At 70.6% G+C, this 26,199-nt stretch carries 18 protein-coding genes; 14 read left to right on the top strand and 4 right to left on the bottom strand.

All coding sequences use genetic code 11. The annotated features are described in order from the left end of the window. The first annotated feature begins 22 nt into the window (after positions 1–22). From NMN56_RS14485 to NMN56_RS14420, 14 genes are all read left to right on the top strand, one after another. Positions 23–2,977 carry a DEAD/DEAH box helicase family protein gene (locus NMN56_RS14485; RefSeq protein ID WP_274044707.1) on the top strand — a complete coding sequence of 985 codons (2,955 nt, stop codon included), beginning with the start codon at positions 23–25 and terminating at the stop codon, positions 2,975–2,977. A 44-nt stretch (positions 2,978–3,021) separates the two neighbouring features. Then, complete coding sequence (uvrC, locus tag NMN56_RS14480) at positions 3,022–5,160, top strand: excinuclease ABC subunit UvrC (protein ID WP_274044706.1); 2,139 nt, start codon at positions 3,022–3,024, stop codon at positions 5,158–5,160. 48 nt (positions 5,161–5,208) lie between these two features. Continuing rightward, positions 5,209–6,201 carry an RNase adapter RapZ gene (gene rapZ / locus NMN56_RS14475; RefSeq protein WP_274044799.1) on the top strand — a complete coding sequence of 331 codons (993 nt, stop codon included), beginning with the start codon at positions 5,209–5,211 and terminating at the stop codon, positions 6,199–6,201. A 5-nt stretch (positions 6,202–6,206) separates the two neighbouring features. Continuing rightward, on the top strand, positions 6,207–7,232 hold the full coding sequence (locus NMN56_RS14470) for a gluconeogenesis factor YvcK family protein (protein ID WP_274044705.1): 1,026 nt from the start codon (positions 6,207–6,209) through the stop codon (positions 7,230–7,232). Beyond that, complete coding sequence (whiA, locus tag NMN56_RS14465) at positions 7,223–8,200, top strand: DNA-binding protein WhiA (RefSeq protein WP_274044704.1); 978 nt, start codon at positions 7,223–7,225, stop codon at positions 8,198–8,200. The genes NMN56_RS14470 and whiA overlap by 10 nt, the downstream gene beginning before the upstream one ends. A 133-nt stretch (positions 8,201–8,333) precedes the next feature. Next, a complete protein-coding gene (gene gap / locus NMN56_RS14460) occupies positions 8,334–9,338 on the top strand; it encodes a type I glyceraldehyde-3-phosphate dehydrogenase (RefSeq protein WP_274044703.1) in 1,005 nt (334 codons plus the stop codon). A gap of 106 nt (positions 9,339–9,444) precedes the next feature. Continuing rightward, positions 9,445–10,656, top strand: a complete 1,212-nt coding sequence (locus tag NMN56_RS14455; RefSeq protein WP_274044702.1) for a phosphoglycerate kinase — start codon at positions 9,445–9,447, stop codon at positions 10,654–10,656. An 8-nt stretch (positions 10,657–10,664) separates the two neighbouring features. Next, positions 10,665–11,450 (top strand): triose-phosphate isomerase, encoded by a 786-nt coding sequence (gene tpiA, locus NMN56_RS14450; RefSeq protein ID WP_274044701.1) that lies wholly within the window; start codon positions 10,665–10,667, stop codon positions 11,448–11,450. 257 nt (positions 11,451–11,707) lie between these two features. Beyond that, positions 11,708–11,938, top strand: coding sequence for a preprotein translocase subunit SecG (gene secG / locus NMN56_RS14445; protein ID WP_274044700.1), 231 nt, complete (start codon positions 11,708–11,710; stop codon positions 11,936–11,938). 177 nt (positions 11,939–12,115) lie between these two features. Further along, positions 12,116–12,451: an RNA polymerase-binding protein RbpA gene (locus NMN56_RS14440; RefSeq protein ID WP_274044699.1), complete on the top strand. Its 336-nt coding sequence runs from the start codon at positions 12,116–12,118 to the stop codon at positions 12,449–12,451. A gap of 208 nt (positions 12,452–12,659) precedes the next feature. Further along, positions 12,660–14,309, top strand: a complete 1,650-nt coding sequence (gene pgi, locus NMN56_RS14435) for a glucose-6-phosphate isomerase (RefSeq protein WP_274044698.1) — start codon at positions 12,660–12,662, stop codon at positions 14,307–14,309. 65 nt (positions 14,310–14,374) lie between these two features. Next, positions 14,375–15,310: a hypothetical protein gene (locus tag NMN56_RS14430; RefSeq protein WP_274044697.1), complete on the top strand. Its 936-nt coding sequence runs from the start codon at positions 14,375–14,377 to the stop codon at positions 15,308–15,310. 176 nt (positions 15,311–15,486) lie between these two features. Next, complete coding sequence (locus NMN56_RS14425) at positions 15,487–19,251, top strand: S8 family serine peptidase (RefSeq protein ID WP_274044696.1); 3,765 nt, start codon at positions 15,487–15,489, stop codon at positions 19,249–19,251. 725 nt (positions 19,252–19,976) lie between these two features. Continuing rightward, on the top strand, positions 19,977–21,281 hold the full coding sequence (locus tag NMN56_RS14420) for an MFS transporter (protein ID WP_274044798.1): 1,305 nt from the start codon (positions 19,977–19,979) through the stop codon (positions 21,279–21,281). 276 nt (positions 21,282–21,557) lie between these two features. Here the strand turns inward: NMN56_RS14420 and pgl are convergent, their stop codons facing one another. The 4 genes from pgl to tal are packed head-to-tail and all read right to left on the bottom strand — an operon-like array spanning position 21,558 to position 26,153. Further along, positions 21,558–22,343, bottom strand: coding sequence for a 6-phosphogluconolactonase (gene pgl / locus NMN56_RS14415; RefSeq protein ID WP_274044695.1), 786 nt, complete (start codon positions 22,341–22,343; stop codon positions 21,558–21,560). After that, the gene (gene opcA, locus NMN56_RS14410) at positions 22,340–23,497 is read right to left on the bottom strand and encodes a glucose-6-phosphate dehydrogenase assembly protein OpcA (protein WP_274044694.1); all 1,158 of its coding nucleotides are present in this window, start codon (positions 23,495–23,497) and stop codon (positions 22,340–22,342) included. The genes pgl and opcA overlap by 4 nt, the downstream gene beginning before the upstream one ends. After that, complete coding sequence (zwf, locus tag NMN56_RS14405) at positions 23,494–25,029, bottom strand: glucose-6-phosphate dehydrogenase (RefSeq protein ID WP_274044693.1); 1,536 nt, start codon at positions 25,027–25,029, stop codon at positions 23,494–23,496. Before zwf ends, opcA begins: the two co-directional genes overlap by 4 nt. A gap of 5 nt (positions 25,030–25,034) precedes the next feature. Beyond that, a complete protein-coding gene (tal, locus tag NMN56_RS14400; RefSeq protein ID WP_274044692.1) occupies positions 25,035–26,153 on the bottom strand; it encodes a transaldolase in 1,119 nt (372 codons plus the stop codon). Positions 26,154–26,199: the final 46 nt, after the last annotated feature.

Genomic DNA, 26,199 nt, shown 5'->3' with positions numbered 1-26,199 from the left:
CGTGCGACCGGGGGAGGCGCGCATGGCGCACGGACACGAGGACCCGGCGCGCGGGCAGGCCGACGCGGCGCGCGTACACGCGGACCTGGCCGCCACGCGTCCGCCCGTACCGCTGAGGGGACCGCAGCGCGCGGCGCTGGACGAGCTGGAGCGGGCCTTCGCCGCGGGACGTTCCCGGGCCTGGCTCGTGCTGCCGCCCGGCATGGGCAAGACCCTCACGGGGCTGGAGGCCGCGCGGCGGCTGGGCCGCAGGACCGTCGTCCTCGGGCCCAACACCGCCATCCAGGAGCAGTGGCGGCGCGAGTGGGCCGCCTTCAGGCCGGCCCCCGCGCCTGCGGGCACGGACCGCTCCCTGGCCGCGCAGGTCACCGTGCTGACGTACCAGTCGCTGGCGACCTTCGACCCCGAGGCCGAGGTCGCCGAGGAGGGCGGTGCGCGCAGGGGCTCGGCAGGCCACCTGCGGCGGCTGCGCCCCCAGGGGCGCGAGCTGGTCGACCGGCTGCGCGCCGCGGGAGACCTCACCCTGCTCCTGGACGAGTGCCACCATCTCCTCGACACCTGGGGCGAGTTGCTCGCCGAACTCCTGCGCGAGCTGCCGGGCGTCACCGTCGTCGGCCTCACAGCGACGCCGCCCGACCGGCTCACACCCGTACAGGCGCGGCTGGTCGACGAGCTGTTCGGGCCCGCGGTACGCGGGCCTTCGCTGCCCGCAGCCGTACGTGACGGCCATCTGGCCCCCTACTCCGAACTCGCCTGGCTGACCGAGCCGACGCCGTCCGAGGCCGACTGGATCGGCGCTGAGGCGGAGCGCTTCACCGAGCTGACCACACAGCTGCTCGACCCCGGCTTCGCCTCCGTACCGTTCCTGGCCTGGCACGACGCGCGCACCGTACGGCGCGCGCACGACAAGACGGACACCCGGGCGCTGCCCTGGCACCGCTTCGCGCGCGAGGAGCCCGAACTGGCCGCAGCCGCGCTGCGCCTCCACCACCACGGCCTGCTCGCGCTGCCCGAGGGCGCCCGGCTGCGCGAGGAACACCGGCGGGCGCCCGACGCCGGGGACTGGGTGCGGCTGCTGGACGACTGGGTACGGCACTGCCTGAGCGGCAGCCGGGAGCCCAGGGACGCGCTGGCCGTCGAGGCGGTACGCGCCGCGCTGCCGTCCGTCGGATACCGGCTCACCGCGCGGGGCATCAGCGCGGGACGCTCCCCCGTCGACAGGGTGCTGGCACGCAGCGCGGCCAAGACCGGAGCGGTACGCGAGATCCTCGGCGCCGAGGACGCGGCACTGGGGGCCCGGCTGCGCGCCGTGGTCATCTGCGACCACGAGCGCGCTACGGCCACGCTGCCGGCCCGGCTGGACGGAGTGCTGGACGAGCAGGCGGGCTCGGCGCGGCTGGTCCTGTGCGAACTCGCCGCCGACCCGCGCACCGCCGCGCTCTCCCCGCTGCTCGTCACAGGCCGCACCGTCGCCGCCGCACGCACCACCGCTGAACGCTTCGTCCGCTACTGCCAGGACGCGGAACCAGGACTGCGGCTGGGTCTGGAGCCCGCGGGAACCACGGAGGCAGCGAAGCCGGAAGAGCGGGAGCCGGAGGAGCGGGTGCCCGGGACAGCGAGACCGGAGGGAGGTGGGCCGGCGGCCGGTAGCGGGTGGCCCGCGCCCGATGTGGTCGAGGTGACGGGCACCTGGACCAGCCGCCGCTGGGTGCCGCTCGCCACCCGCTTCCTGGAGAGCGGCGGCACCCGGGCGCTGGTGGGCACGCGTGCCCTGCTCGGTGAGGGCTGGGACGCGCGGGGCGTGAACACGCTCGTCGATCTCAGCGAGGCCACCACCCCCACGGCCGTCGTACAGACCAGGGGCCGCGCCCTGCGCACGGACCCCGACTGGCCGGAGAAGACCGCGCACACATGGTCGGTCGTGTGTGTCGCCGAGGGCCATCTGCGGGGCAACGGCGACTGGGACCGCTTCGTGCGCAAGCACGAGGGCTACCTCGGCATCACCGGCACGGGCGCTGTCATGTCCGGGGTCGCCCACGTCCACCAGGAACTCTCCCCGTACGCACCGCCCCCCGCGCACGACTTCGCGCGCCTCAACGCGCTGATGCTCGACCGGATCGGGGACGGCCGCGCCGCCGTGCGCGAGCTGTGGCGGATCGGCACACCGTACGAGGACGACCTGGTCCACACGCTCCGCGTCCTCCGTACCGGCCCCGGCGCACAGGCGCCGGTGATGGGTGCGCGGGGTGAGCAAGCGGCGCCGCCCGAGCCCCCGGCCGCCGTACCGGGACCACGCGGACTCGCGCCCCGGCCGGCGCTCGGCCGCACCGGCGCGGCGGCCACGGTCGCGGCTGCCCTGCTCGCAGGGCCGGCGGGCGCGCCGGCCGCGGGCACTCCGGGAGTGGCGGCCTCGGCGGCGCTGGCCGGGTGGGCGGCGTACACGGCGGCCAGGGCCCTCACGGGCGCGCGCGGCCTGCGTAAAGCCGCGGCCGAACCCGTGCTGTCCGCGCTGGCGCACTCCGTCGCCGACGGACTGCACGCCGCCGGGTGCCTGCCCGAAGGGGCGGCGGCCGTACAGATCGAGCCGGACGGCGCGGGCGGATACGGCATCCGCCTCGACGGGGTCTCCCAGGAGCACTCCGAGCGGTTCGCCGCTGCCCTTGACGAGGTCATCTCGCCGGTGGGCGACCCGCGTTACCTCCTGCCCCGCTATGTCGTGCACGCGCGCGGGCTCAGGGCCGGCCACCGGATCACGGGCCGCGCGGCGGCGGCCGACGCCGTCGTGCACCACGCGGTCCCCGGCGTCGTCGGCGCGAACAGACGGCTGGTCGAGGCCTATGCCGGGGCCTGGCACCGCTGGGTCAGCGTGGGGGAGCCCGTCTATACCAGGAGCGCGGAAGGGGCCGGAATCCTCGCCGCGCAGGCGGGGCGCTCGCCGCTGGATGTCACCACCGCGCTGCGGGTGGCATGGCGCTGACCGTCGGCTGACCGCTGTCACCGCTCGCAAGTAGGCTGTCCGTCATGGCAGACCCCTCCAGCTATCGGCCCAGACCGGGAGAGATCCCTGACTCACCCGGGGTCTACCGCTTCCGTGATGAGCACCGCCGGGTGATCTACGTCGGCAAGGCCAAGAGCCTGCGCCAGCGACTGGCCAACTACTTCCAGGACCTGACCAGTCTGCACCCCCGCACCCGCACCATGGTGACCACAGCGGCCTCCGTCGAGTGGACCGTGGTCTCCACGGAGGTCGAGGCGCTCCAGCTCGAATACACGTGGATCAAGGAGTACGACCCCCGGTTCAACGTCAAGTACCGCGACGACAAGAGCTATCCGTCGCTCGCCGTGACGATGAACGAGGAGTACCCCCGCGTCCAGGTCATGCGCGGCCCCAAGAAGAAGGGCGTGCGGTATTTCGGCCCCTACGGGCAGGCGTGGGCCATCCGCGAGACCGTCGACCTGATGCTGCGCGTCTTTCCCGTACGGACCTGCTCCGCCGGTGTCTTCAAGCGCTCGGCCCAGATCGGCCGCCCCTGCCTGCTCGGCTACATCGGCAAGTGCTCGGCGCCCTGCGTCGGCCGGATCAGCCCCGAGGACCACCGCCAACTGGCCGAGGAATTCTGCGACTTCATGGCCGGACACACCGGCTCCCATCTGCGCCGCCTGGAGCGCGAGATGCAGGTGGCGGCCGAGGACATGGAGTACGAGAAGGCGGCCAGGCTCCGCGACGACATCGACGCGCTCAAGCGCGCGATGGAGAAGAACGCCGTGGTGCTCACCGACGCGACGGACACCGACCTCATCGCCGTCGCCGAGGACGAACTGGAGGCCGCCGTCCAGATCTTCCACGTGCGCGGCGGACGCGTGCGCGGTCAGCGCGGCTGGGTCACCGACAAGGTCGAGGAGGTCGGCACCCCCGAGCTGGTCGAGCACGCGCTCCAGCAGCTCTACGGCGAGGAGCACGGCGACGCCGAGCGGGGCGCGGGGAGCGGGGGAGTGCCCAAGGAGGTGCTGGTCCCCGCCGTGCCCGACCCCGCGGGCCCCATAGCGGACTGGCTGGCCGAGCGCCGCGGTTCGTACGTCAGCCTGCGCATCCCGCAGCGCGGCGACAAGCGGGCCCTCATGGAGACCGTGCACCGCAACGCGCAGCAGGCACTCGCGCTGCACAAGACGAAGCGCGCCTCCGACCTCACCACCCGCTCCCGCGCGCTGGAGGAGATCGCCGAGGCCCTCGACCTGGGCGCGGCTCCGCTGCGCATCGAGTGCTTCGACATCTCGCACCTCCAGGGCGACGACGTCGTGGCTTCCATGGTCGTCTTCGAGGACGGACTGGCGCGCAAGAGCGAGTACCGCCGCTTCCAGATCAAGTCCTTCGCCGGGCAGGACGACGTCCGCGCGATGCACGAGGTCATCAGCCGCCGCTTCCGCCGCTATCTCCTGGAGAAGCAGAAGACCGGCGAGTGGCCCGAGGCGGCCGAGGGCACCGACGGGACCCAGGAGCCCAACGGGTCCAGCGGGTCCAACGGGGCTCATGGGTCCTTCGGCTCCGCAGGCGCCCTCACGGACGGTGCGGGCGGGGTACTCGCCGGTGACCTGGAGAGCGGACCCGTCGGCGAGCTGCCCCCGGCACAGGGCGCCACCAGGGACGAGGAAGGGCGCCCCAAGAAGTTCGCCTACCCGCCGCAGCTCATCGTGGTCGACGGCGGCCAGCCACAGGTGGCGGCGGCGAAGGCGGCACTGGACGAGCTGGGCATCGACGACGTGGCGGTCTGCGGCCTCGCCAAGCGCCTGGAAGAGGTCTGGGTCCCGGGCGAGAGCGACCCCGTCGTGCTGCCGCGCACCAGCGAGGGGCTCTACATGCTCCAGCGCGTCCGTGACGAGGCCCACAGGTTCGCGATCCGCTATCAGCGCGGCAAGCGCGGCAAGCGGATCAGGTCCAGCCCCCTGGACGCGGTGCAGGGCCTGGGCGAGACCCGTAAGAAGGCCCTGCTGAAGCACTTCGGCTCGGTCAAGAAACTGCGCGCCGCCACCGTCGAGGAGATCGCGGAGGCCCCCGGCGTGGGCCGTAAGACCGCGGAGACCGTCGCGGCTGCGCTCGCGCAGAGTGCACCGGCCGCCCCCGCGGTGAATACCTCGACCGGTGAGATCGTTGAAGAGGAGTGACACCGGAAGATCCGGTGTCGGAACGCGAGACCACGGGGGATGAGCAGTATGAGTGCGGAGCACACGGGCACCGGGCACGCGAGTACGGAAGACACGAGCGTGGAGCATGAGCAGCGCGGAGACGGAGCAGTGGTGAGTACGCCCAAGGCGGAGTCCGACGCCGGGAGCGCGAACGGCACGACGATCCCGGAGCTGGTGATCATCTCCGGCATGTCAGGCGCGGGCCGCAGTACAGCGGCCAAGTGTCTGGAAGACCTCGGCTGGTTCGTCGTCGACAACCTCCCACCCGAGCTGATCCCCACCATGGTCGAGCTGGGCGCCAGGTCGCAGGGGAACGTCGCGCGTATCGCGGTCGTCGTCGACGTGCGCGGGCGGAACTTCTTCGACAACCTCAAGGGCTCCCTCGCCGACCTCGCGTCCTTCAACGTCGCGCGGCGGATCGTCTATCTGGAGGCCTCCGACGAAGCGCTCGTACGCCGCTTCGAGTCCGTGCGCCGCCCGCACCCCCTCCAGGGCGACGGCCGCATCGTGGACGGCATCGCGGAGGAGCGCGATCTGCTGCGCGAGCTGCGCGGCGACGCCGACCTCGTCATCGACACCTCCAGCCTCAACGTGCACGAGCTGCGCGCGAAGCTCGACGCCCAGTTCGCCGGCGACGAGGAGCCCGAACTGCGCGCCACGGTCATGTCGTTCGGATACAAGTACGGCCTGCCCGTCGACGCCGACCTCGTCGTCGACTGCCGCTTCCTGCCCAACCCCCACTGGGTCCCCGAGCTGCGCCCGTACACCGGCACCAGCGAGGAGGTGTCCAACTACGTCTTCAACCAGCCGGGCGCCAAGGAGTTCCTCGACCGCTACACCGAGCTGCTCCAGCTCATCGCCGCCGGATACCGCAGGGAAGGCAAGCGGTACGTCACCGTCGCCGTCGGCTGTACGGGCGGCAAGCACCGCAGCGTCGCCATGTCGGAGAAGCTCGCCCGCAGGCTCTCCGACGAGGGCGTGGAGACGGTCGTCGTACACCGCGACATGGGGCGTGAGTGACCCATATGCCGCGTAGGACACTCCGGCACCTGGTCGGCCCGCGCGGTGCGCTGCGCGGGTCGTCGGGCAAGCAGCCCAAGGTCGTCGCGCTCGGCGGCGGCATGGGCCTGTCGGCCTCGCTCACGGCGCTGCGCCGTATCACGGGCGACCTCACCGCCGTGGTGACCGTCGCCGACGACGGCGGCTCCAGCGGACGGCTCCGCGACGAGCTGGGCGTACTGCCGCCAGGCGACCTGCGTAAGGCGCTCGCCGCGCTCTGCGGTGACGACGACTGGGGCCGCACCTGGGCCGACCTCATCCAGCACCGCTTCGAGAGCAAGGGTGAGCTGCACGAACACGCGGTCGGCAATCTGCTGATCGTCGCGCTCTGGGAGCAGCTCGGCGACCATGTGAAAGCACTCGACCTGGTCGGCAAGCTGCTCGGCGCGCACGGCAGGGTGCTGCCGATGTCCGCCGTACCGCTGGAACTGCGCGCCCGCGTGCGCGGGCACGACCCCGCACGCCCCGAGGAGACCTCCACGGTCAGAGGCCAGGCCACGGTCGCGCTCACGCCGGGCGAGGTGCAGGAGGTCCACCTCGTCCCGAACGATCCGCCCGCGGTTCCCGAGGCCGTACGCGCGGTGCTGGACGCGGACTGGGTGGTGCTGGGCCCCGGCTCGTGGTTCTCCTCCGTCATCCCGCACCTGCTGGTCCCCGAGCTGCTGGGTGCGCTCACCGAGACCAAGGCCCGCAAGGTGCTCTCGCTCAATCTGGCGCCGCAGCCCGGAGAAACGGATGGTTTTTCCCCGCAGCGTCATTTGGAGGTTTTGGCCCGACACGCACCTAAACTCGCCTTTGACGTGGTGCTGGCCGATCAGGATGCCGTGCCCGACCAGGACTCCCTACGCGAGGCCGCCGAGCGGCTCGGCGGGACGGTCGAGCTGGCGCCCGTAGCGGCGCCAGGGGGAGGCCCCAAGCACGATCCGGAGCTGCTGGCCGCCGCGTACGACCGTATTTTTCGGATGCATGGAAGGATCGGCCCATGGCGATGACGCCTGCGGTGAAGGACGAGATCTCTCGGCTGCCCGTCACCCGGACCTGCTGCAGGAAGTCAGAGGTCTCGTCGGTCCTGCGCTTCGCGGGTGGCCTCCACCTGGTGAGCGGGCGGATCGTGATCGAGGCGGAGCTGGACACGGGCATCGCGGCCCGGCGGCTGCGCAAGGACATCCTGGAGATCTTCGGCCACGCCTCCGACCTGGTGGTGATGGCGCCCAGCGGGCTGCGCCGCAACAGCCGCTATGTCGTACGGGTGGTCGCGGGCGGCGACCAGCTCGCGCGCCAGACCGGCCTGGTCGACGGGCGCGGGCGGCCGATCAGGGGTCTGCCCCCGCAGGTGGTCTCGGGGGCCACCTGCGACGCGGAGGCCGCCTGGCGCGGCGCTTTCCTCGCCCACGGCTCCCTCACAGAGCCGGGCCGCAGCTCCTCCCTGGAGGTCACCTGCCCCGGGCCCGAGGCGGCGCTCGCCCTGGTGGGCGCGGCGCGCAGGCTCCAGATCCCGGCCAAGGCCCGTGAGGTACGCGGAGTGGACCGGGTGGTCGTACGGGACGGTGACGCCATCGGCGCGCTGCTGACCCGCCTGGGCGCACACGACTCGGTGCTGGCCTGGGAGGAGCGCCGGATGCGCCGCGAGGTGCGGGCCACGGCCAACAGGCTCGCGAACTTCGACGACGCCAACCTCCGCCGCTCGGCCCGCGCCGCCGTCGCAGCCGGCGCCCGGGTGCAGCGGGCGCTGGAGATCCTGGCCGACGAGGTGCCCGAGCACCTGGCGGCGGCCGGCAGGCTGCGGATGGAGCACAAGCAGGCTTCACTGGAGGAGCTGGGTGCGCTCGCCGACCCGCCGCTGACCAAGGACGCGGTCGCGGGGCGTATCAGGCGGCTGCTGGCCATGGCCGACAAGCGGGCTCAGGACCTGGGAATTCCGGGTACGGAGTCCAATCTGACGGAGGAGATGGTCGGCTGAGGCTCCGGCCCGGCCCCCGCCCGGCCGATGTGAGGCCCGCCTCGATGGAGAGGTAGGGTCGGACTCGGTCGGGGACATCCCATACAGCACACGCCGGTGTCCTCACCGGCGTACCTAGCGAGGAGATCGGTTCGTGACGATCCGCGTAGGCATCAACGGCTTTGGCCGCATCGGTCGTAACTACTTCCGCGCGCTGCTGGACCAGGGTGCGGACATCGAGATCGTCGGTGTCAACGACCTGACCGACAACGCCACTCTGGTGCACCTGCTCAAGTACGACACCATCTTGGGTCGTCTGAAGCAGGAGGTCAGCCACACCGACGACACGATCAGCGTCGGCAAGCAGACCTTCAGGACGATGGCCGAGAAGGACCCGTCGAAGCTCCCCTGGGGCGAGCTGGGCGCCGACATCGTCATCGAGTCCACCGGCATCTTCACCAAGCGCGAGGACGCGGCCAAGCACCTGGCCGCCGGCGCGAAGAAGGTTCTCATCTCGGCCCCGGCCAAGAACGAGGACATCACCGTCGTCATGGGCGTCAACGAGGACAAGTACGACCCCTCGGCGCACGACGTGATCTCCAACGCCTCCTGCACCACCAACTGTGTGGCCCCGATGGCGAAGATCATGGACGAGAACTTCGGCATCGAGCGCGGCATGATGACGACCGTGCACGCCTACACCAACGACCAGCGCATCCTGGACTTCCCGCACAAGGACCTGCGTCGCGCGCGTGCAGCCGCCGAGAACATCATCCCGACCACCACGGGTGCGGCCAAGGCCACGGCGCTGGTCCTCCCGCAGCTCCAGGGCCGCCTGGACGGCATCGCGATGCGCGTGCCCGTCCCCACAGGGTCGATCACCGACCTGGTGATCGAGCTGAAGCGCGAGACCACCAAGGACGAGGTCAACGCCGCCTTCAAGAAGGCGGCCGAGGGCCAGCTCCAGGGCATCGTGGAGTACACCGAGGACCAGATCGTCTCCTCGGACATCGTCAACCAGCCCGCTTCCTGCACCTTCGACGCCTCGCTGACGATGGTCGACGGCAACCAGGTCAAGATCCTCGGCTGGTACGACAACGAGTGGGGTTACTCGAACCGTCTGGTCGACCTCACCACCTTCGTCGGCGCCCGCCTCTGACTCAGGACAGCACGAGGTGAGCGGCAGGGCTCGTGCGTGACGCACGAGCCCTGCCCGCATGCTGCGACTCCCGGGGCGTGCCCCGGACTTCCAAGCAGGAGCATTCATGAAGACGATCGACGATCTCGTCGCCGAAGGTGTTTCGGGTAAGCGGGTCTTCGTCCGCGCCGATCTCAACGTCCCGCTCGACGGGCAGACCATCACCGACGACGGCCGTATCCGTGCCGCCGTCCCCACGATCGCCACGCTCGCGCAGAACGGCGCGCGCGTGGTCGTCGCCTCGCACCTGGGCCGCCCCAAGGGCGCGCCCGACCCGCAGTTCTCGCTCGCGCCTGTGGCCGAGCGGCTCGGTGAACTCCTCGGCAGGCCGGTCGCGTTCGCGACCGACACCGTGGGGGACAGCGCGAAGGCCACCGTCGCCTCCTTGGGCGAGGGCGAGGTCACGCTGCTGGAGAACCTCCGCTTCAACGCCGGTGAGACGAGCAAGGACGACACCGAGCGCGGCGGGTTCGCCGATGAACTCGCGGGCCTCGCCGACAGTTATGTCGGCGACGGCTTCGGCGCCGTGCACCGCAAGCACGCCTCGGTCTACGACCTGCCGGCGCGGCTTCCGCACGCCGCCGGCTATCTGATCGCCACCGAGGTCGGCGTCCTCAAGAAGCTCACCGAGGACGTGAAGCGGCCGTACGCCGTCGTGCTCGGGGGTGCCAAGGTCTCCGACAAGCTCGGCGTCATCGACCACCTGATGACGAAGGCCGAACGCATCCTCATCGGCGGCGGCATGGTGTACACGTTCCTCAAGGCCGAGGGCTACGAGGTCGGCGGCTCCATGCTCCAGGAGGACCAGCTGGACACGGTCAGGGGCTACCTCGACCGCGCCAAGGAGCTGGGGGTCGAGTTCGTGCTGCCGGTGGACGTGGTCGCCGCGGCGCGGTTCCCCGACCTGAAGACCAAGGCGCCCTCGGACCCGACGACGGTACCGGCCCACGAGATCCCGGCCGGGCTCATGGGCCTGGACATCGGCCCCGAGAGCCGTAAGCTCTACGCCGCGAAGCTCGCCGACACGGCCACCATCTTCTGGAACGGCCCGATGGGCGTCTTCGAGCACCCGGACTACGCCGAGGGCACCAGGGCTGTCGCGCAGGGCCTGCTCGACAGCTCGGCGTTCACGGTCGTCGGTGGCGGCGACAGCGCAGCGGCCGTACGCCAACTGGGTTTCGACGAGAACGAATTCGGCCACATTTCGACCGGTGGCGGCGCCAGCCTTGAGTACCTCGAAGGCAAGACGCTTCCCGGCCTCGCCGCACTGGAGGACTGACCTCTTTCATGACTACAACGTCTACCCGCACCCCGCTGATGGCGGGCAACTGGAAGATGAACCTCAACCACCTTGAGGCCATCGCCCATGTCCAGAAGCTCGCCTTCGCGCTGACGGACAAGGACCACGAGGCCGTGGAGGTCGCGGTCCTGCCGCCCTTCACCGACCTGCGCTCGGTCCAGACCCTGATCGACGGCGACAAGCTGAAGATCAAGTACGGCTCGCAGGACGTCTCGGCGCACGACTCGGGTGCCTACACGGGTGAGATCTCCGCTGCGATGCTGGCCAAGCTGAAGTGCACCTATGTGACCATCGGCCACTCCGAGCGCCGCCAGTACCACGGCGAGGACGAGCCGCTGATCAACGCCAAGATCAAGGCGGCCTTCCAGCACGGTCTCACCCCGATCCTCTGTGTCGGCGAGGAACTGGCCGTACGGGAGGAGGGCAACCAGGTCGCGCACACCCTGGCGCAGGTCGACGGTGCGCTGGAGGGCGTGAGCGGCGCTTCGGCCGCCGAGCTCGTCGTCGCCTACGAGCCGGTGTGGGCCATCGGTACCGGCAAGGTCTGCGGCGAGGAGGACGCGCAGGAAGTCTGCGGCGCCATCCGCGCCCGCCTGGCCGAGCTGTACGACCAGGAGACCGCTGACAAGATCCGCATCCAGTACGGCGGTTCGGTGAAGTCGGGCAACGTTGCCAAGATCATGGCGCAGCCCGACATCGACGGCGCCCTGGTCGGCGGCGCTTCCCTGGACACGGACGAGTTCGTCAAGATCGTCCGCTTCCGTGATCAGTGAGTCAGTGATCAAACACAGCCGTGATCAGTGAACTAGCACAGCCGTGATCAGTGAACGAGCACGGCAGTGATCAAGCACAGTCGTCATCGAGCACAGCCGTGATCGGTAGTCGTTACGGTCGCGTGTGACGGCGGGCGGTCGCTCGTCGTAGTCTTACGGGGCCGGGCCCGCGGTCCGGCCCCGTTGACGTTGCTTGTTCTACGCAGTAACCCGTAAGTGTCCAGCCACGATCCGAGAGAGTTGGTCCAGCCGTGGTCATGGGGTTCTCAATCGCCCTTATCGTCTTCAGCGGTCTCCTGCTGCTGCTGGTGCTGATGCACAAGGGGAAGGGTGGCGGCCTCTCCGACATGTTCGGCGGCGGAATGCAGTCGTCCGTCGGTGGTTCCTCGGTCGCCGAGCGTAACCTCGACCGGATCACCGTTGTGGTCGCTCTGGGGTGGTTCGCCGTCATCGTCGTACTCGGCCTGTTGATGAAGTTCGACAGCTGACGCTTGCAGGAGAGCTGACAGGGCGTCGTATCGCCTGCCTATCATGAGGACTCGCGCCCCGTGCCGACGCAGTAACTCCGGTCACTGGACGCGCGTTGGGCCCTACGTACACTAGGGCGCCCGCAGCGGAGCTGCTCTTCGATGCTCCGTAGCACCGTGAGGCAGGGAGTTACGACCGTGGCAAGTGGCAACGCGATCCGGGGAAGCCGGGTCGGAGCGGGCCCGATGGGGGAGGCCGAGCGAGGCGAGTCCGCGCCGCGCCTCCGCATCTCCTTCTGGTGCTCCAACGGGCACCAGACGCAGCCGAGCTTCGCCAGCGACGCGCAGATTCCCGAGACCTGGGACTGCCCGCGCTGCGGCTTCCCTGCGGGCAAGGATCAGGAGAACCCTCCGGATCCACCCCGTACGGAGCCGTACAAGACCCATCTCGCCTATGTCAGGGAGCGGCGCAGCGACGCGGACGGCGAGGCCATTCTCGCCGAGGCGCTCGCCAAGCTCAGGGGCGAGATCTGAGAAGGCGGGGGCTCACGCCGCACGGCGCAGCGGTATCCGCGGCACCGGGCAGTACGGAACAGAGCCAGGCAGCACCGAGCAGCACCGGGCAGTACCGATTGATGGATGGCTCGGTCGCACACCGCAGGGGCGGTGCGCGGCCGAGCCATCCATCGTTTAGGTTGGGTGCGATGGGGGCTGTTACGAGAAGAATGGGCTGATTTCGCTGATGAACGCTGAAGGCCGCACACGGCTCGACCAGATGCCCGAATGGCACGCGCTGTCCAAGCACCGCGAGGAGTTCGGGGAGACACATCTGCGGCGGCTCTTCGCTGACGACCCGGATCGCGCGGAGCGCTACACCGTTCAGGTCGGGGATCTGCACCTCGACTACTCCAAGCACCTGATCACCGACGAGACGCTGCGGCTGTTGCGACAGCTGGCCGAGGCCGCGGGGGTCACGCGGCTGCGGGACGCGATGTTCGACGGGCAGAAGATCAACATCACGGAGGACCGCGCGGTGCTGCACACCGCGCTGCGTACCCCGGAGTCCGCGACCGTGCGCGTGGACGGCGAGAACGTCGTTCCGAAGGTGCACGCCGTACTGCTGAAGATGGGCACGTTCGCGTCGAAGGTCCGCGAGGGGCACTGGACGGGGCACACGGGCAAGCGCATCAAGACCGTGGTGAACATCGGCATCGGCGGCTCCGACCTCGGCCCCGCCATGGCGTACGAGGCGCTGCGGCCCTACGCGCTGCGTGACATGGACTTCCGCTTCGTCTCGAACGTGGACGGCGCGGACCTGTACGAGGCCGTGCACGACCTCGACCCGGCCGAGACCCTCTTCATCGTCGCCTCCAAGACGTTCACCACGATCGAGACCATCACCAACGCCAAGGCCGCGCGCGCCTGGCTGTTGGAGGGGCTCGGGGGAGACGCTGAGGCCGTGGCCAAGCACTTCGTCGCGGTGTCGACCAACGCGGAGAAGGTCGCCGAGTTCGGCATCGACACGGACAACATGTTCGAGTTCTGGGACTGGGTCGGCGGGCGCTACTCGTACGACTCGGCCATCGGGCTCTCCCTCATGGTGGCGATCGGTTACGAGCACTTCGGCGAGATGCTGGCCGGCTTCCACCTCGTCGACGAGCACTTCCGCACCGCGCCGCCCGAGTCCAACGTGCCCATGCTGCTGGGGCTGTTGGGGGTCTGGTACGGCGGGTTCCACGACGCGCAGTCGCATGCCGTGCTGCCCTACAGCCACTACCTCTCCCGGTTCACCGCGTACCTCCAGCAGCTGGACATGGAGTCGAACGGCAAGTCGACCGACCGCGGGGGGCGCCCCGTCAGCTGGCAGACGGGGCCCGTCGTCTGGGGCACGCCGGGCACCAACGGGCAGCACGCGTACTACCAGTTGCTGCACCAGGGCACGAAGACGATCCCCGCCGACCTGATCGGTTTCGCCAGGCCGCTGGACGAGCTCGGCCCGCTGCGTGACCAGCACGATCTGCTGATGGCCAACCTCTTCGCGCAGGGCCAGGCACTGGCGTTCGGCAAGACCGAGGACGAGGTGCGCGCCGAGGGCGTGCCCGAGGCGCAGGTGCCCCACCGCACCTTCCCGGGCAACCGGCCGACCACCACGATCCTGGCCAAGGAGCTGAACCCCTCCGTCCTCGGGCAGCTCGTCGCGCTCTACGAGCACAAGGTCTTCGTCCAGGGCGCCGTCTGGGACATCGACTCCTTCGACCAGTGGGGCGTCGAACTGGGCAAGGTCCTCGCCAAGCGCCTGGAGCCCGCGCTGACCGAGGGCGCCGAGGTGGAGGGCCTCGACGCCTCCACGGAGGCGCTGGTCACGAAGTACCGGGACCTGCGCGGGCGTTGATCCGTACGGGGCTGACCCCGGCTTCTGCCGGATAATCGAAGTCCGCCGAGAGGAGCGGATGTTCGATGCTGGAGGAGCTGGGGCTGGGCCCCGAGGAGGAGCGGGTCTACCGCGCGCTCGTCGGCCGTCCGGGAGCCGTGCCGGGCGAGCTGGCGGCGGGAACGCCCGTACGACGCACCGCCGAGCTGCTGGCGGGGCTGGCGGAGCGTGGCCTGGTGACGCGGGTCGCCGACGGTGACACGGTGCGGTACACCGTGGTCGACCCGGGGCTCGCGCTGATGGCCGAACTCCTCGGCCGTCACGACAGACTGCGCCTGGCCGAACGGGCCGTCGCCGAGCTGGCGGCGCAGCATGAGAGTGCCGGGCGGGGAACGGGGTTCGCCGAGCTGGTGGAGACCGTGGAGGGGCGGGCCGAGATCGCCCGCCGTTTCGGGCAGCTCCAGCTCGGCGCCCGGCACTCCATCGACACGTTCATCACCGCCGACAACCGCGTCGTGCACCACTCGGAGAACGCCACGGAGCCGGTGGCGCTGGAACGCGGTGTCACCATGCGCGCCGTCATCGACGCGCACTTTCTGCGCCAGCCCAACGGCGCCGCCTCCGTCGAACTCGCCGTCGCACAGGGCGCCGAGATACGGGTGGCAGCCTCGGTACCGATGAAGCTGCTGGTGACCGACCGGAACGTGGCCCTCGTTCCCGTCGGCGCCGGGCACAGCGAGACGCTGCTGGTGCACGGTGCGCTGGCCCGCCTGGCGCTCGCGCTGTTCGAGTCCGTATGGCAGCGGGCCCGGCCCTACCGGCAGCCGGGCGACGGGCTCGACCCGCTGGACACCCGGCTGCTGCACCTGATGCTCGCGGGGCTCACCGACGAGGCCGTGGGGCGCCAGCTCGACCTGTCCACGCGCAGTGTGCAGCGCCGTATACGCACCCTCATGGACCGGGCCGGAGTCAGCACCCGCGCCCAACTCGGGTGGCACGCACGGCATCGGGACTGGGCCTGAGCTGCCGCTCCCGCCGGGGGTGAGCGACGGAGCACACCGGGTGCACGTCGTCTGGCAAGGGGCGGGCAAGTGGATGGCGGAACTCCGACATGGCGGAGACCCGCCCTTCACGGACACCCCGTACGTCACAGCCGCAGGCCCAGACTCTTCCGGACATCACCGGAAGAGAGGTACTCATGACCGGACCCCTCAGACGCTCCAGACCAGCCCCGCAGCGGGCCAGACGGCTGCTGACCGCGGTTGTGGCGCTCGCGCTGCTGCCGACCACGGCTGCCTTCGCCGCCGGTGACGGCGGCGGCGGCGGCCCCGCGAAGGCGCACGGGAAGGCGCACGGGAAGGCGAAGCAGGCCGCGGGCCGACGGGCGCACACCGTCACCCTCGTGACCGGCGACAAGGTGACCGTCACCGTGCTCGGGGGCGGGCGCAAGACCGTTGCCGTCGACCGCCCGGACGGCGCCACGGGAGGCGTCCGTACGGACACGGCCGGGGGCGGTATCACGGTGGTGCCCGACGAGGCACGCCCGTACCTCGCGAGCGGTGCGCTGGACAGGCGGTTGTTCGACGTGAGCGCGCTGATCGCGCAAGGGCTGGACGACGGCTCGGTGAAGCGGCTGCCCCTGATCGCCACATACGGCAAGCGCGGGAGTGCCGCGCGGCAGGCCGTTCCGCGCGGGGCCGCACGCGAGCGCGCTCTGCCGAGCGTTGACGGCGCCGCGCTGAGTGTGGGCAGGGGCGCCAAGAGCGCCACCGGCTTCTGGGACGCCGCGACCGACAAGGACGGCAAGCTCGCCGGTGGCCTGGAGAAGCTGTGGCTCGACGGCCGGGTCGAGGCCGACATGGCGGAGAGCAACGCGCAGATCGGCGCCCCGAAGGCCTGGGAGGCCGGGTACACGGGCAAGGACGTCAAGGTCGCCGTGCTGGACTCCGGCGTGGACGCCACCCACCCCGACCTCGCGGAACGTATGGCGGGCTCGAAGAGCTTCATCGCGGGCGAGGACATCGCGGACCGTAATGGGCACGGCACCCATGTCCTCTCCACGGTCGGCGGCAGCGGCACCGCTTCCGACGGCAAGGAGAAGGGCGTGGCGCCGGACGCGCGGCTCTACGCGGGCAAGGTACTCAACGACCAGGGTTCCGGCACCGAGTCCGAGGTCATCGCCGGCATGGAGTGGGCCTCGCGTGACATCGGTGCCAAGGTCGTCAGCATGAGCCTGGGCTCGCGGGAGGCCAGCGACGGCACCGACCCGATGGCGGTGGCCGTCGACCAGCTCTCGGCGGAGACCGGAGCGCTGTTCGTCATCGCGGCCGGCAACACCGGAGCACCCTCCTCCATAGGCTCGCCCGGAGCGGCTGACGCGGCGCTCACCATCGGCGCCGTGGACGCGGGTGACAAGGCGGCGCCCTTCACCAGCCAGGGACCCCGGATCTCGGACAACGCGCTCAAGCCCGACCTCTCGGCGCCCGGCGTCGACATCCTCGCAGCGCGCTCCCAGCTCACCGAGGGCAGCGGCTATTACCAGGAGATGAGCGGCACGTCGATGGCCACCCCGCACGTCGCGGGCGTCGCCGCGCTGCTCGCTCAGCGGCACACCGACTGGAACGGCGAACAGCTCAAGACCGCGCTGATGAGCACGTCCCAGCGGCTCGGCGACTCGCCCTACACACTCGGCGCCGGCAGGCTGGACGCGGCCTCAGCAGTCTCCGCGCAGGTCACCGCGACCGGCAGCGCCGACCTCGGCTTCTACCGCTGGCCCTACGGCGGCAACGAGCCCGTCAGCCGGAAGCTGACCTACACCAACCACGGCGACGAGCCCGTCACCCTCGCACTGGCCGACACGGGTAAGGCGCCCGACGGCGTCGTGAAGCTCGCGGACAGCAGCCTGACCGTGCCCGCGCACGGCACCGCCTCCACCACGCTCACCGGGGACGGTGCCAAGGCGGCGGTCGGCAGGACCGGCGGCGCCGTCACCGCGAGCGATGCGGACGGGAAGGTGGTCGCGCACACGGCGTACGGCATGATCAAGGAGGAGGAGCGTTACACGCTCACCGTCCGCCTCAAGGACCGTGCGGGGAAGCCCACTTCCGGGCAGCTTCAGATGCAGCGGTACGCGAAGAACAGCGATCCGTATGTCGCGGAGGTCGGCGGGAGCGGCACGCTGAAGCTGCGGCTCGCGCCGGGCACGTACTCCGCGATGTCCTTCCTGGACGTACCGGGCAGCCACGGCGCCGACTCGCTCGGGGTCGGGATGCTCGGTGAGCCGGAGATCACCCTCGACCGTGACCGCGAGATCACCCTGGACGCGCGCACGCTGCGCGAGATCACCGCGCGGGTGCCGAGGGACACCGGGACGCGGCAGCTTCTGATGCGCTACAAGCGCGAGTTGAACGACGTCGCCTTGACGAGTACCTATCAGGTGCCGCTCACGTACGACAGCGTGTTCGCGCAGCCGTTGAAGAAGCCGGCGCGCGGCTCCTTCGAGTACCGCACCAACTGGCGCCTGGGCAAGCCGTTCCTGGATGTGGAGGCGGGCGGCAAGCGCCTCAGCGACCCGGCGATGCAGGCCGGATCCACCATGCTGGAGGGGCGGCGGACCCTGTCCGTCGTCGACGTGGGAACCGGTACGCCCGGTGAGTACGCGGGCAAGAACGTGAAGGGCAAAGCCGTTCTCGTACGCCGGGGCGGCGGGGACTCACCGACACCGCCGCAGCTCGCCGACGCGGCTCAGAAGGCGGGTGCCGCCGCGCTGTTCGTCACCGACGGGGAACCCGGACGGCTGATGAAGTACTTCGGTGGCGAAGACGGGGACAGCCCTCTTCAGGTGGCGACGGTCGGCCAGGCCGACGCGAAGCTCCTGACCGCCGCCGCCTCCGGACGTAAGAAGCTCAGGCTGGAGGGGACACGGTTCACGCCGTACGTCTATGACCTCTCGCACGCCTACACCCAGGGCATACCGGACAGGCCGCTCACCTACGCGCCCGGCAAGAAGGAACTCGCCACGCTGGACACCTCGTTCCACGCGCCCTCGGGCCGTACCGAGGACGGCGGCGAGTTCCGCTACGGCATCACCGACACCTTCCCGGTGGGCGTCGGCGGCCCCGAGGCGGTGCGGTATCCGGCGAAGCGCACGGACTACGTCACGGCCGACAAGGGGCAGCGATGGCACGAGACCGTGTACACCGGGCCCAGCGACATCGAACAGCGCAGCGGTGTTCCCGCCTACAAGGCGGGCAGCCGGCACTCGCTGGACTGGTTGAAGCCCGTGTGGCATCCCTGGCTCGGCACGGGCCTGGGCTGGGGACAGACGCGCTCGGGCAACGACCTGAAGTTCAACACCCCGGGCTGGGGCGACTCCGGGCCCGACCACACCGGCTTCGGCGACGTGTGGAGCGGCGACTCCATGACCCAGGAGACCGCCGTCTACGCGGACGGCGAACTGGTCGGAAAGTCCAAGGGCTCGGGCGCCTACGCCTGGGACGCCTCGCCCGAGGAGCGCACGTACAAGGTCACCACCGACACCACGATGGACGCGGACAGATGGCGGCTGGCCACCAAGGGCCACTCCGAGTGGACCTTCCGGTCGGCCGAGACCCCGGCGACGTCCGAGACGAAGCTGCCACTGCTCAACCTCGGCTACGACGTGGAGACGGACGGCTACGGCGACGTGCGCGGCGGCCGGAAGCTGCCCGTACGGATCTTCGCTGAGTACGTGGAGGGAGCCGCGGACACCGGCACGATCAAGGCGGGCACCCTGGAGGTCTCCTACGACGACGGCGCCACATGGCAGAGCGTGAAGCTCAAGGCATCCCATGGGAAGGCGTCGTGGAAGGGGAAGCTGTCCGTGCCGAAGGGCGCCGACCATGTCTCCCTGCGCGCCTCCGTCACGGACGACCGCGGCGGAGCGGTGAAGCAGGAACTCGTCAGGGCCGTCGGGGTGAAGTGACCTCGGCGGTGTGACGACGGGCGGGCGGGTGAGGGCCGGCTGTGCCCTCACCCGCCCGTGCGTGCGCGGTCCAGCGGGGGCGTCGTGCCGCCAACGTGCCTGCGCCGTACGTGAGTTGGCCGCTGCCGTGCCTCCGCCGTACGTGGGCAGGTCGCTGCCGTGCCTGCGCCGTACGTGGGTAGGCCGGGGCCGTGCCTCTGCCGGCGGACGGCTGGGAGCGTGCGGGTGAGCCGCGTGGGCGTTGAGGTTTTTACGGGGGCTGAGCCTCGGGCGGCGGCGGCTCCTCCTCCCCTCCTCCCTTCCTCCCCTCCTCGTTGGCGTCGTAAATCGCTTCCGCGAGGGGCGGCCGACGGCTAGCCTCCGACAGCGAAGGACCCCTTGCCGGACCTTGAGGAGCTGAGGAATGCCCGGTTACGCCCGCACGCGCTGACGTTGTGGGCCGCTGAGCGGCCCGTCATCGCGTGCTGCCCTTGTTCCGCGGCACAGCGAACCTTCTTCCGCCTGCGTCGCCGGTGCGCTTCTCGCGTGCCCGGCGCGGGCGTCTTCCTCCGTATCAAGGGGTCCCTGTGCCGTCCCGCCTCTTTCTCCGCGCCCGCAGCCGTGCCCGCGGTCGTGTCCGCCTGCCCGTCCGCAGTGCCCGCAGTCGTGCCGGTAACAGCCGCCACACCCGTACGAACTCGGCGGCCGGGCGCGCCCGTTCGGGGCGTCCGGCTTCCTCGGCCGGCCTGTGGCGTGACGCCGACTTCCGGAGGCTCTGGGCGGGGCAGACCGCCTCCCAGCTCGGGGAGCAGGCCAGTCTGACCACTCTGCCGCTCATCGCCGTTCTGGCACTGGACGCGAGCGCGGGCCAACTCGGTGCGCTGCGCGCCGTCGAACAGGCGCCGATCCTGCTGTTCTCGCTCCTGGTCGGCGCCTGGGTGGACCGCAGGCGGACCCGCGACGTGATGGTGCTGGCGGACGCGGGACGGGCGCTCGCTCTGGCAGCGATTCCCGTGGCGTATCTGTTCGGGGTGCTGGGCGTTCCCCTGCTGCTCGTTGTGGCGTTCCTCGTCGGTGTGCTCTCCGTGTTCTTCGATGTGGCGTACCACGCCTCACTCGTACGGCTGGTGAAGCGCGAGCGGTTGGTCGCGGGCAACAGCGCGCTTGAGGGCAGCAGGTCAGCGGCGCAGGTCGGTGGTCCGGCGCTCGGTGGCGGGCTGGTCTCGCTGTTCTCGGCTCCGGTCGCCGTCGTGGCCGGGGCGCTCTTCTTCGTGCTCTCCTTCGTGTCGATCCGCCGCATCCGCGGCGCTGAGGCGGCGGCCGACGGGGAGGGCGGCGGCGGGGGCGTTGGCGCCGGTGCCGGGGGCGGGGGTGAGCGGTCGGCGCGGATCTGGCCGCGGATTCGGGAGGGGCTCCGTTTCGTCGCCCGTGACACCTCGTTGCGGGCCGTGGGGCTGGCCTCGGCCGCCTACCAGTTCTCGTTCGCCGCGCTGATGACCGTCTACCTGCTCTTCCTGCCGCGCGGACTGCACCTGTCGGGTGCTGCCGTCGGACTGGTGCTCGCGGCGATGGGACCGGGCGCGATCGTGGGCTCGCTGCTGGCCGCGAGGTTGCCGGGCCGGCTCGGCCACGGCGTCGTGCTGGTCACCTCGGCCGCGCTCGCTGACGCCGTGCTGTTCCTCGTTCCCGCGCTGCACGGCTCCTCCGCCGTGACGGTCTGCGCGCTCATGGCGGTCAACTTCGCGTTCGGGGTCTTCAGCCAGACGGTCAACGTCACGATCATGGCCGTACGGCAGGTCCTCACACCGGTCCGTATGCAGGGCCGTGTGGTGGCGACCATCAACGTCGCCGGTATGGGGACGATGCCGTTCGGTTCGCTGCTCGGCGGCTTTCTGGCCGAGCAGTGGGGGCTGCGCGCCGGCCTGGTGGCGGCTGCGGCCGGTGTGGCGCTGTCCCCGCTGTGCCTGGCCCTGTCTCCGCTCGCCCGTCTCGGGAAGACCCTGCCGGCCCCGCCACCTGCCGCTCAGGCAGCCGACCCGGCCTCGTCGTAGGCCGGTTCACGGGCTCGGCCTTCGCACAGGCGCTCGCCGCGGCGGGGCATGCTACGAGCGCGAGGCGTTCCCCGAACCGGCCGACGGGCTCAGGGAGTCCGGCGGCCAACGCTGAGGGCCCGGCCGTACGCCCCCGTGAACGGGAAACGTACGGCCGGGCCCTGGCGTACGGTCACGCCCTACCGGCGGCAACCGGCGCCTGCCGCGTTACGTGTCCGGGCGCCTGCCGCGCCCCTGGTCCCTGCGCGTGCCGCGCACGGGCAGGGCACCGGCGTGCTACGAGAGCGCCCGCGGATACAGAGCGCGGGGCAGCCGCCCCGCGGCGGCCTCGTCCAGCAGCCAGAGTGTGCGGCGACGGCCGTGAGCAGCGGCTGCGGGGGCCTGCAGCTCACCCGCGCCGGTGAGGGCGAGTGCCGTGGCGTCGGCCTTGTCCTCGCCGGCGGCCAGCAGCCAGACCTCCTGCGCCGCGCGGATCGCGGGGAGCGTGAGGGTGATCCGCGTGGGCGGCGGCTTGGGAGCACCGTGTACGCCGACGACCGTGCGCTCCGTCTCGTGGAGCGCCGGGTGCTCGGGGAAGAGCGAGGCGACATGGGTGTCCGGGCCGACGCCGAGCAGGAGCACATCGAAGGAGGGCACGCGCGCGTGGTCCTCGGGACGTGCGGCGGCGGCCAGTTCGGTGGCGTACGCCTCGGCCGCCGCCTCCACGTCACCTGCGTAGGCCCCGTCGGAGGCCGCCATGGTGTGCACCCGCGCGGGGTCCAGCGGAACGGCGTCGAGCAGCGCCTCGTGTGCCTGGGTGGCGTTGCGCTCCGGGTCGCCCTCGGGGAGGAAACGCTCGTCGCCCCACCACAGGTCCAGCCGGGACCAGTCGATCGCGCCGCGTGCCTTGGAGGAGGCGAGCGCGGCGAGCAGGCCGTTGCCGTTCCTGCCGCCGGTGAGGACCACCGAGGCGCTGCCGCGTGCGGACTGCGCGTCCACGACGCGGGTGATCAGGCGTGCCGCGACGGCTTCGGCCAGCTCCTCCTTGTCCCGGTGGACGAGGACCTGGGGTTCGGAGGTCACTGTCCTGCCGCCTTCTTCGCGGTCGGCTGCCCCTTGGCGGGGGACTTCTTCGCGGGCGCCTGCTGCTTGGCCGCCGGCTTCTTCGCCGGACCTGCCCCCTTGGCGTCCTTCCCCTTCGCCGGCACCGCTTCGGCGGTCTGCGCCTGGGCCTGCTCCTGCGTCTGCTGCTGAGCCTGCGCCTCGGTGCCGGCCGAGGGCGTCGCCGCCGGGGTGGGGTGTACGGGATCTGGCGTGGCGAGCTTGTTCACGCCGTAGCCGATCGCTTCCGCGTACGCCTCGTCCGGGTCCAGACGGCGCAGCTCCTCGGAGATCAACTCGACGGTGCTGCGCCGCTGGAGCGCCACATGCCGGTCGGGCTGGCCGGGTACGGCCAGCTCAGCCAGGTCGCCCTCGGCGCGGTCCAGACAGATCTGTCCGTCGGCCGTCTCCAGCCGTACGGCCGTGATGCCGGGCCCGTCGGAGATCTTGCGCTCCACCGGGATCCGCAGCCGCTCTGCCAGCCACAGCGCGAGCAGTTCGCTCGACGGGTTGTACTCCTCGCCCTCGACGACGGCGGACTCCAGCGTGGAGTGCTTCTGGTCGAGCGAGGCGGCGAGCATGCTGCGCCAGGGCGTGATGCGGGTCCAGGACAGGTCCGTGTCGCCGGGCGCGTAGGTCTCGGCACGCAGGCCGAGCGCGCCCACCGGGTCCTCGGTCGCCGCGGCGTCGGTGATACGGCGCTGCGCCAGCTTGCCGAGCATGTCCTGGTAAGGGTTCTCGGGCGCGTCCTCTGGCCACCACACCACCACGGGTGCGTCGGGCAGCAGCAGTGGGAGGACCACGCTGTGCGAGTGCGAGGACAGTTCGCCGTGCAGCCGCAGGATGACGATCTCGCCGGAACCGGCCTCGCTGCCCATCCGCAGCTCGGCGTCGAGCCTGTGCTGTGCGCGGTCACGCGGGGAGCGCCCTGGACGGCGTACGACCACGAGGATGCGTGAGGGGTGTTCCTTGGAAGCGCCGCTGGCGGCCTTCAGCGCGTCGTAGTGGTTGCCCTCGTCGGTGACGATGACGAGGGTCAGCACCATGCCGGTGGCCGGCGAGCCGAGGGCTCTGCGTGCCTTGACCAGTTCGGCGTTGATGCGGCTGGACGTGGTGTCCGTGAGGTCGATGTTCATGGCCGACGCCAGCTCCGTCCGTCGCGTGCGAGCATCTCGTCGGCGGCCTGGGGACCCCAGGTCCCGGCGGGGTACTGCTCGGGCTTGCCGTGCTTGTCCCAGTACTCCTCGACGGGGTCGAGGATCTCCCAGGACCGCTCGACCTCCTGGTGCCGCGGGAAGAGGTTCGCGTCACCCAGCAGCACGTCGAGGATGAGGCGTTCGTACGCCTCGGGGCTGGATTCGGTGAAGGACTCGCCATAGGCGAAGTCCATGGTCACGTCCCGGATCTCCATCTGCGTGCCCGGCACCTTGGAGCCGAAGCGGATCGTCACGCCCTCGTCCGGCTGGACGCGGATGACGAGCGCGTTCTGGCCCAGTTCCTGGGTGTCGGTCGCGTCGAAGGGCGAGTGCGGCGCGCGCTGGAAGACGACCGCGATCTCGGTGACGCGGCGCCCCAGACGCTTGCCCGTACGCAGGTAGAAGGGGACGCCCGCCCAGCGGCGGTTGTCGATCTCCAGCTTGATCGCGGCGTAGGTGTCGGTGTTCGACTTGGGGTCGATGCCCTCCTCGTCGAGGTAGCCCTGCACCTTCTCGCCGCCCTGCCAGCCCGCGGCGTACTGGCCGCGCACGGTGTGCTTGCCCAGGTCGTCGGGGAGGCGGACGGAGTTGAGTACCTTCAGCTTCTCGGTGACCAGCGCCTTGGCGTCGAAGGAGGTGGGCTCCTCCATGGCGGTCAGCGCGAGCAGCTGGAGCAGATGGTTCTGGATGACGTCGCGGGCCGAGCCGATGCCGTCGTAGTAGCCGGCACGGCCGCCGATGCCGATGTCCTCGGCCATCGTGATCTGTACGTGGTCGACGTAACTGCGGTTCCACAGCGGCTCGAAGAGCGTGTTGGCGAAGCGCACGGCCAGGATGTTCTGGACGGTCTCCTTGCCGAGGTAGTGGTCGATACGGAAGACCTCGCTGGCGCGGAAGACCTCGTGGACGACCGCGTTCAGCTCCTGCGCCGACTTCAGGTCGTGCCCGAACGGCTTCTCGATGACGGCGCGGCGCCAGGAGTCGGTGCCGGCGTCGGACAGCCCGTGCTTCTTGAGCTGCGAGACGACCGTGGGGAAGAACTTGGGGGGAACGGAGAGGTAGAAGGCGAAGTTGCCGCCCGTGCCACGGGACTTGTCCAGCTCCTCGATGGTCGACCTGAGCGTCTCGAACGCCTCGTCGTCGTGGAACTCGCCGGGTACGAACCGCATGCCCTGGGCCAGCTGCTCCCAGACCTCCTCGCGGAAGGGCGTACGCGCGTGCTCCTTGACCGCGTCGTGCACCACCTGGGCGAAGTCCTCGTCCTCCCAGTCACGCCGCGCGAAGCCGACGAGCGAGAACCCCGGGGGGAGGAGGCCGCGGTTCGCGAGATCGTAGACGGCAGGCATCAGCTTTTTACGTGACAAATCACCCGTGACGCCAAAGATGACCAGGCCCGACGGCCCCGCGATACGCGGGAGCCGTCGGTCCTGAGCGTCACGCAGCGGGTTGCCCGTGCTGCTGACGATGCTCAATGCCTTTACGCCTCCTTCGGAGCGAGGCGCTGAAGCTCTGCCTCGGTGGACTTGAGCAGGTCGTCCCAGGAGTCCGCGAACTTCTGCACGCCCTCGTCCTCCAGCACCTTCACGACGTCGTCGTAGGAGATGCCCAGGTGGGCGATGTCGTCCAGTACGGCCTGGGCGTCCTTGTAGGTGCCGCGCACCCGGTCGCCGGTGATCTCGCCGTGGTCGCCCGTGGCCTCCAGCGTGGCCTCCGGCATGGTGTTGACCGTGTTCGGCGCGACCAGCTCGGTGACGTACAGGGTGTCGGGCAGCGCGGGGTCCTTCACGCCGGTCGAGGCCCACAGCGGACGCTGCGCGTTCGCACCGGCCTTCTCCAGCTCCTGCCAGCGGTCGGAGGCGACGACCTTCTCGTACTCCTGGTAGGCCAGCCGCGCGTTGGCGATACCGGACTTGCTCTTCAGCTCCTTGGCCTGGTCCGTGCCGACGGCGGCGAGCCGCTTGTCGATCTCGGTGTCCACGCGGGAGACGAAGAACGAGGCCACCGAGTGGATCTGCGAAAGGTCGATGCCCAGGGCCTTCGCCTTCTCCAGGCCCGCCATGTAGGCGTCCATGACCGCGCGGTAGCGCTCCAGCGAGAAGATCAGCGTGACGTTGACGCTGATGCCCTTGCCGATCGTCTCCGTGATCGCCGGAAGCCCCGCCTCGGTGGCCGGGATCTTGATCAGCGTATTGGGGCGGTCCACCAGCCACGCGAGCTGGCGGGCCTCGGCGATCGTGGCACGCGTGTTGTGCGCCAGGCGCGGGTCCACCTCGATGGAGACGCGGCCGTCCTTGCCCTCGGTCGCGTCGAAGACCGGGCGGAGGATGTCGGCCGCGTCCCGTACATCGGCGGTCGTGATCATGCGGACGGCCTCGTCGACCGAGACGCCGCGGGTGGCCAGGTCGGTGACCTGCTGCTCGTAGCCGTCGCCGGCCGAGATGGCCTTCTGGAAGATCGACGGGTTCGTCGTGACACCCACCACGTGCTGCTCGTCGACGAGTTCGCCGAGGTTGCCCGAGGTGATGCGCTTGCGCGACAGGTCGTCCAGCCAGATCGCGACGCCTTCGTCGGAGAGGCGCTTGAGTGCGTCTGTCATGGGATTTGCATCTCCAGTGCTTGTTGAGGCTTGTGGTGGTGCCGGT

It is taken from the genome of Streptomyces iconiensis, from assembly GCF_028657195.3.
Taxonomy (GTDB): Bacteria; Actinomycetota; Actinomycetes; order Streptomycetales; family Streptomycetaceae; genus Streptomyces; species Streptomyces iconiensis.
This window is presented reverse-complemented; position numbering and strand designations above follow the sequence as displayed.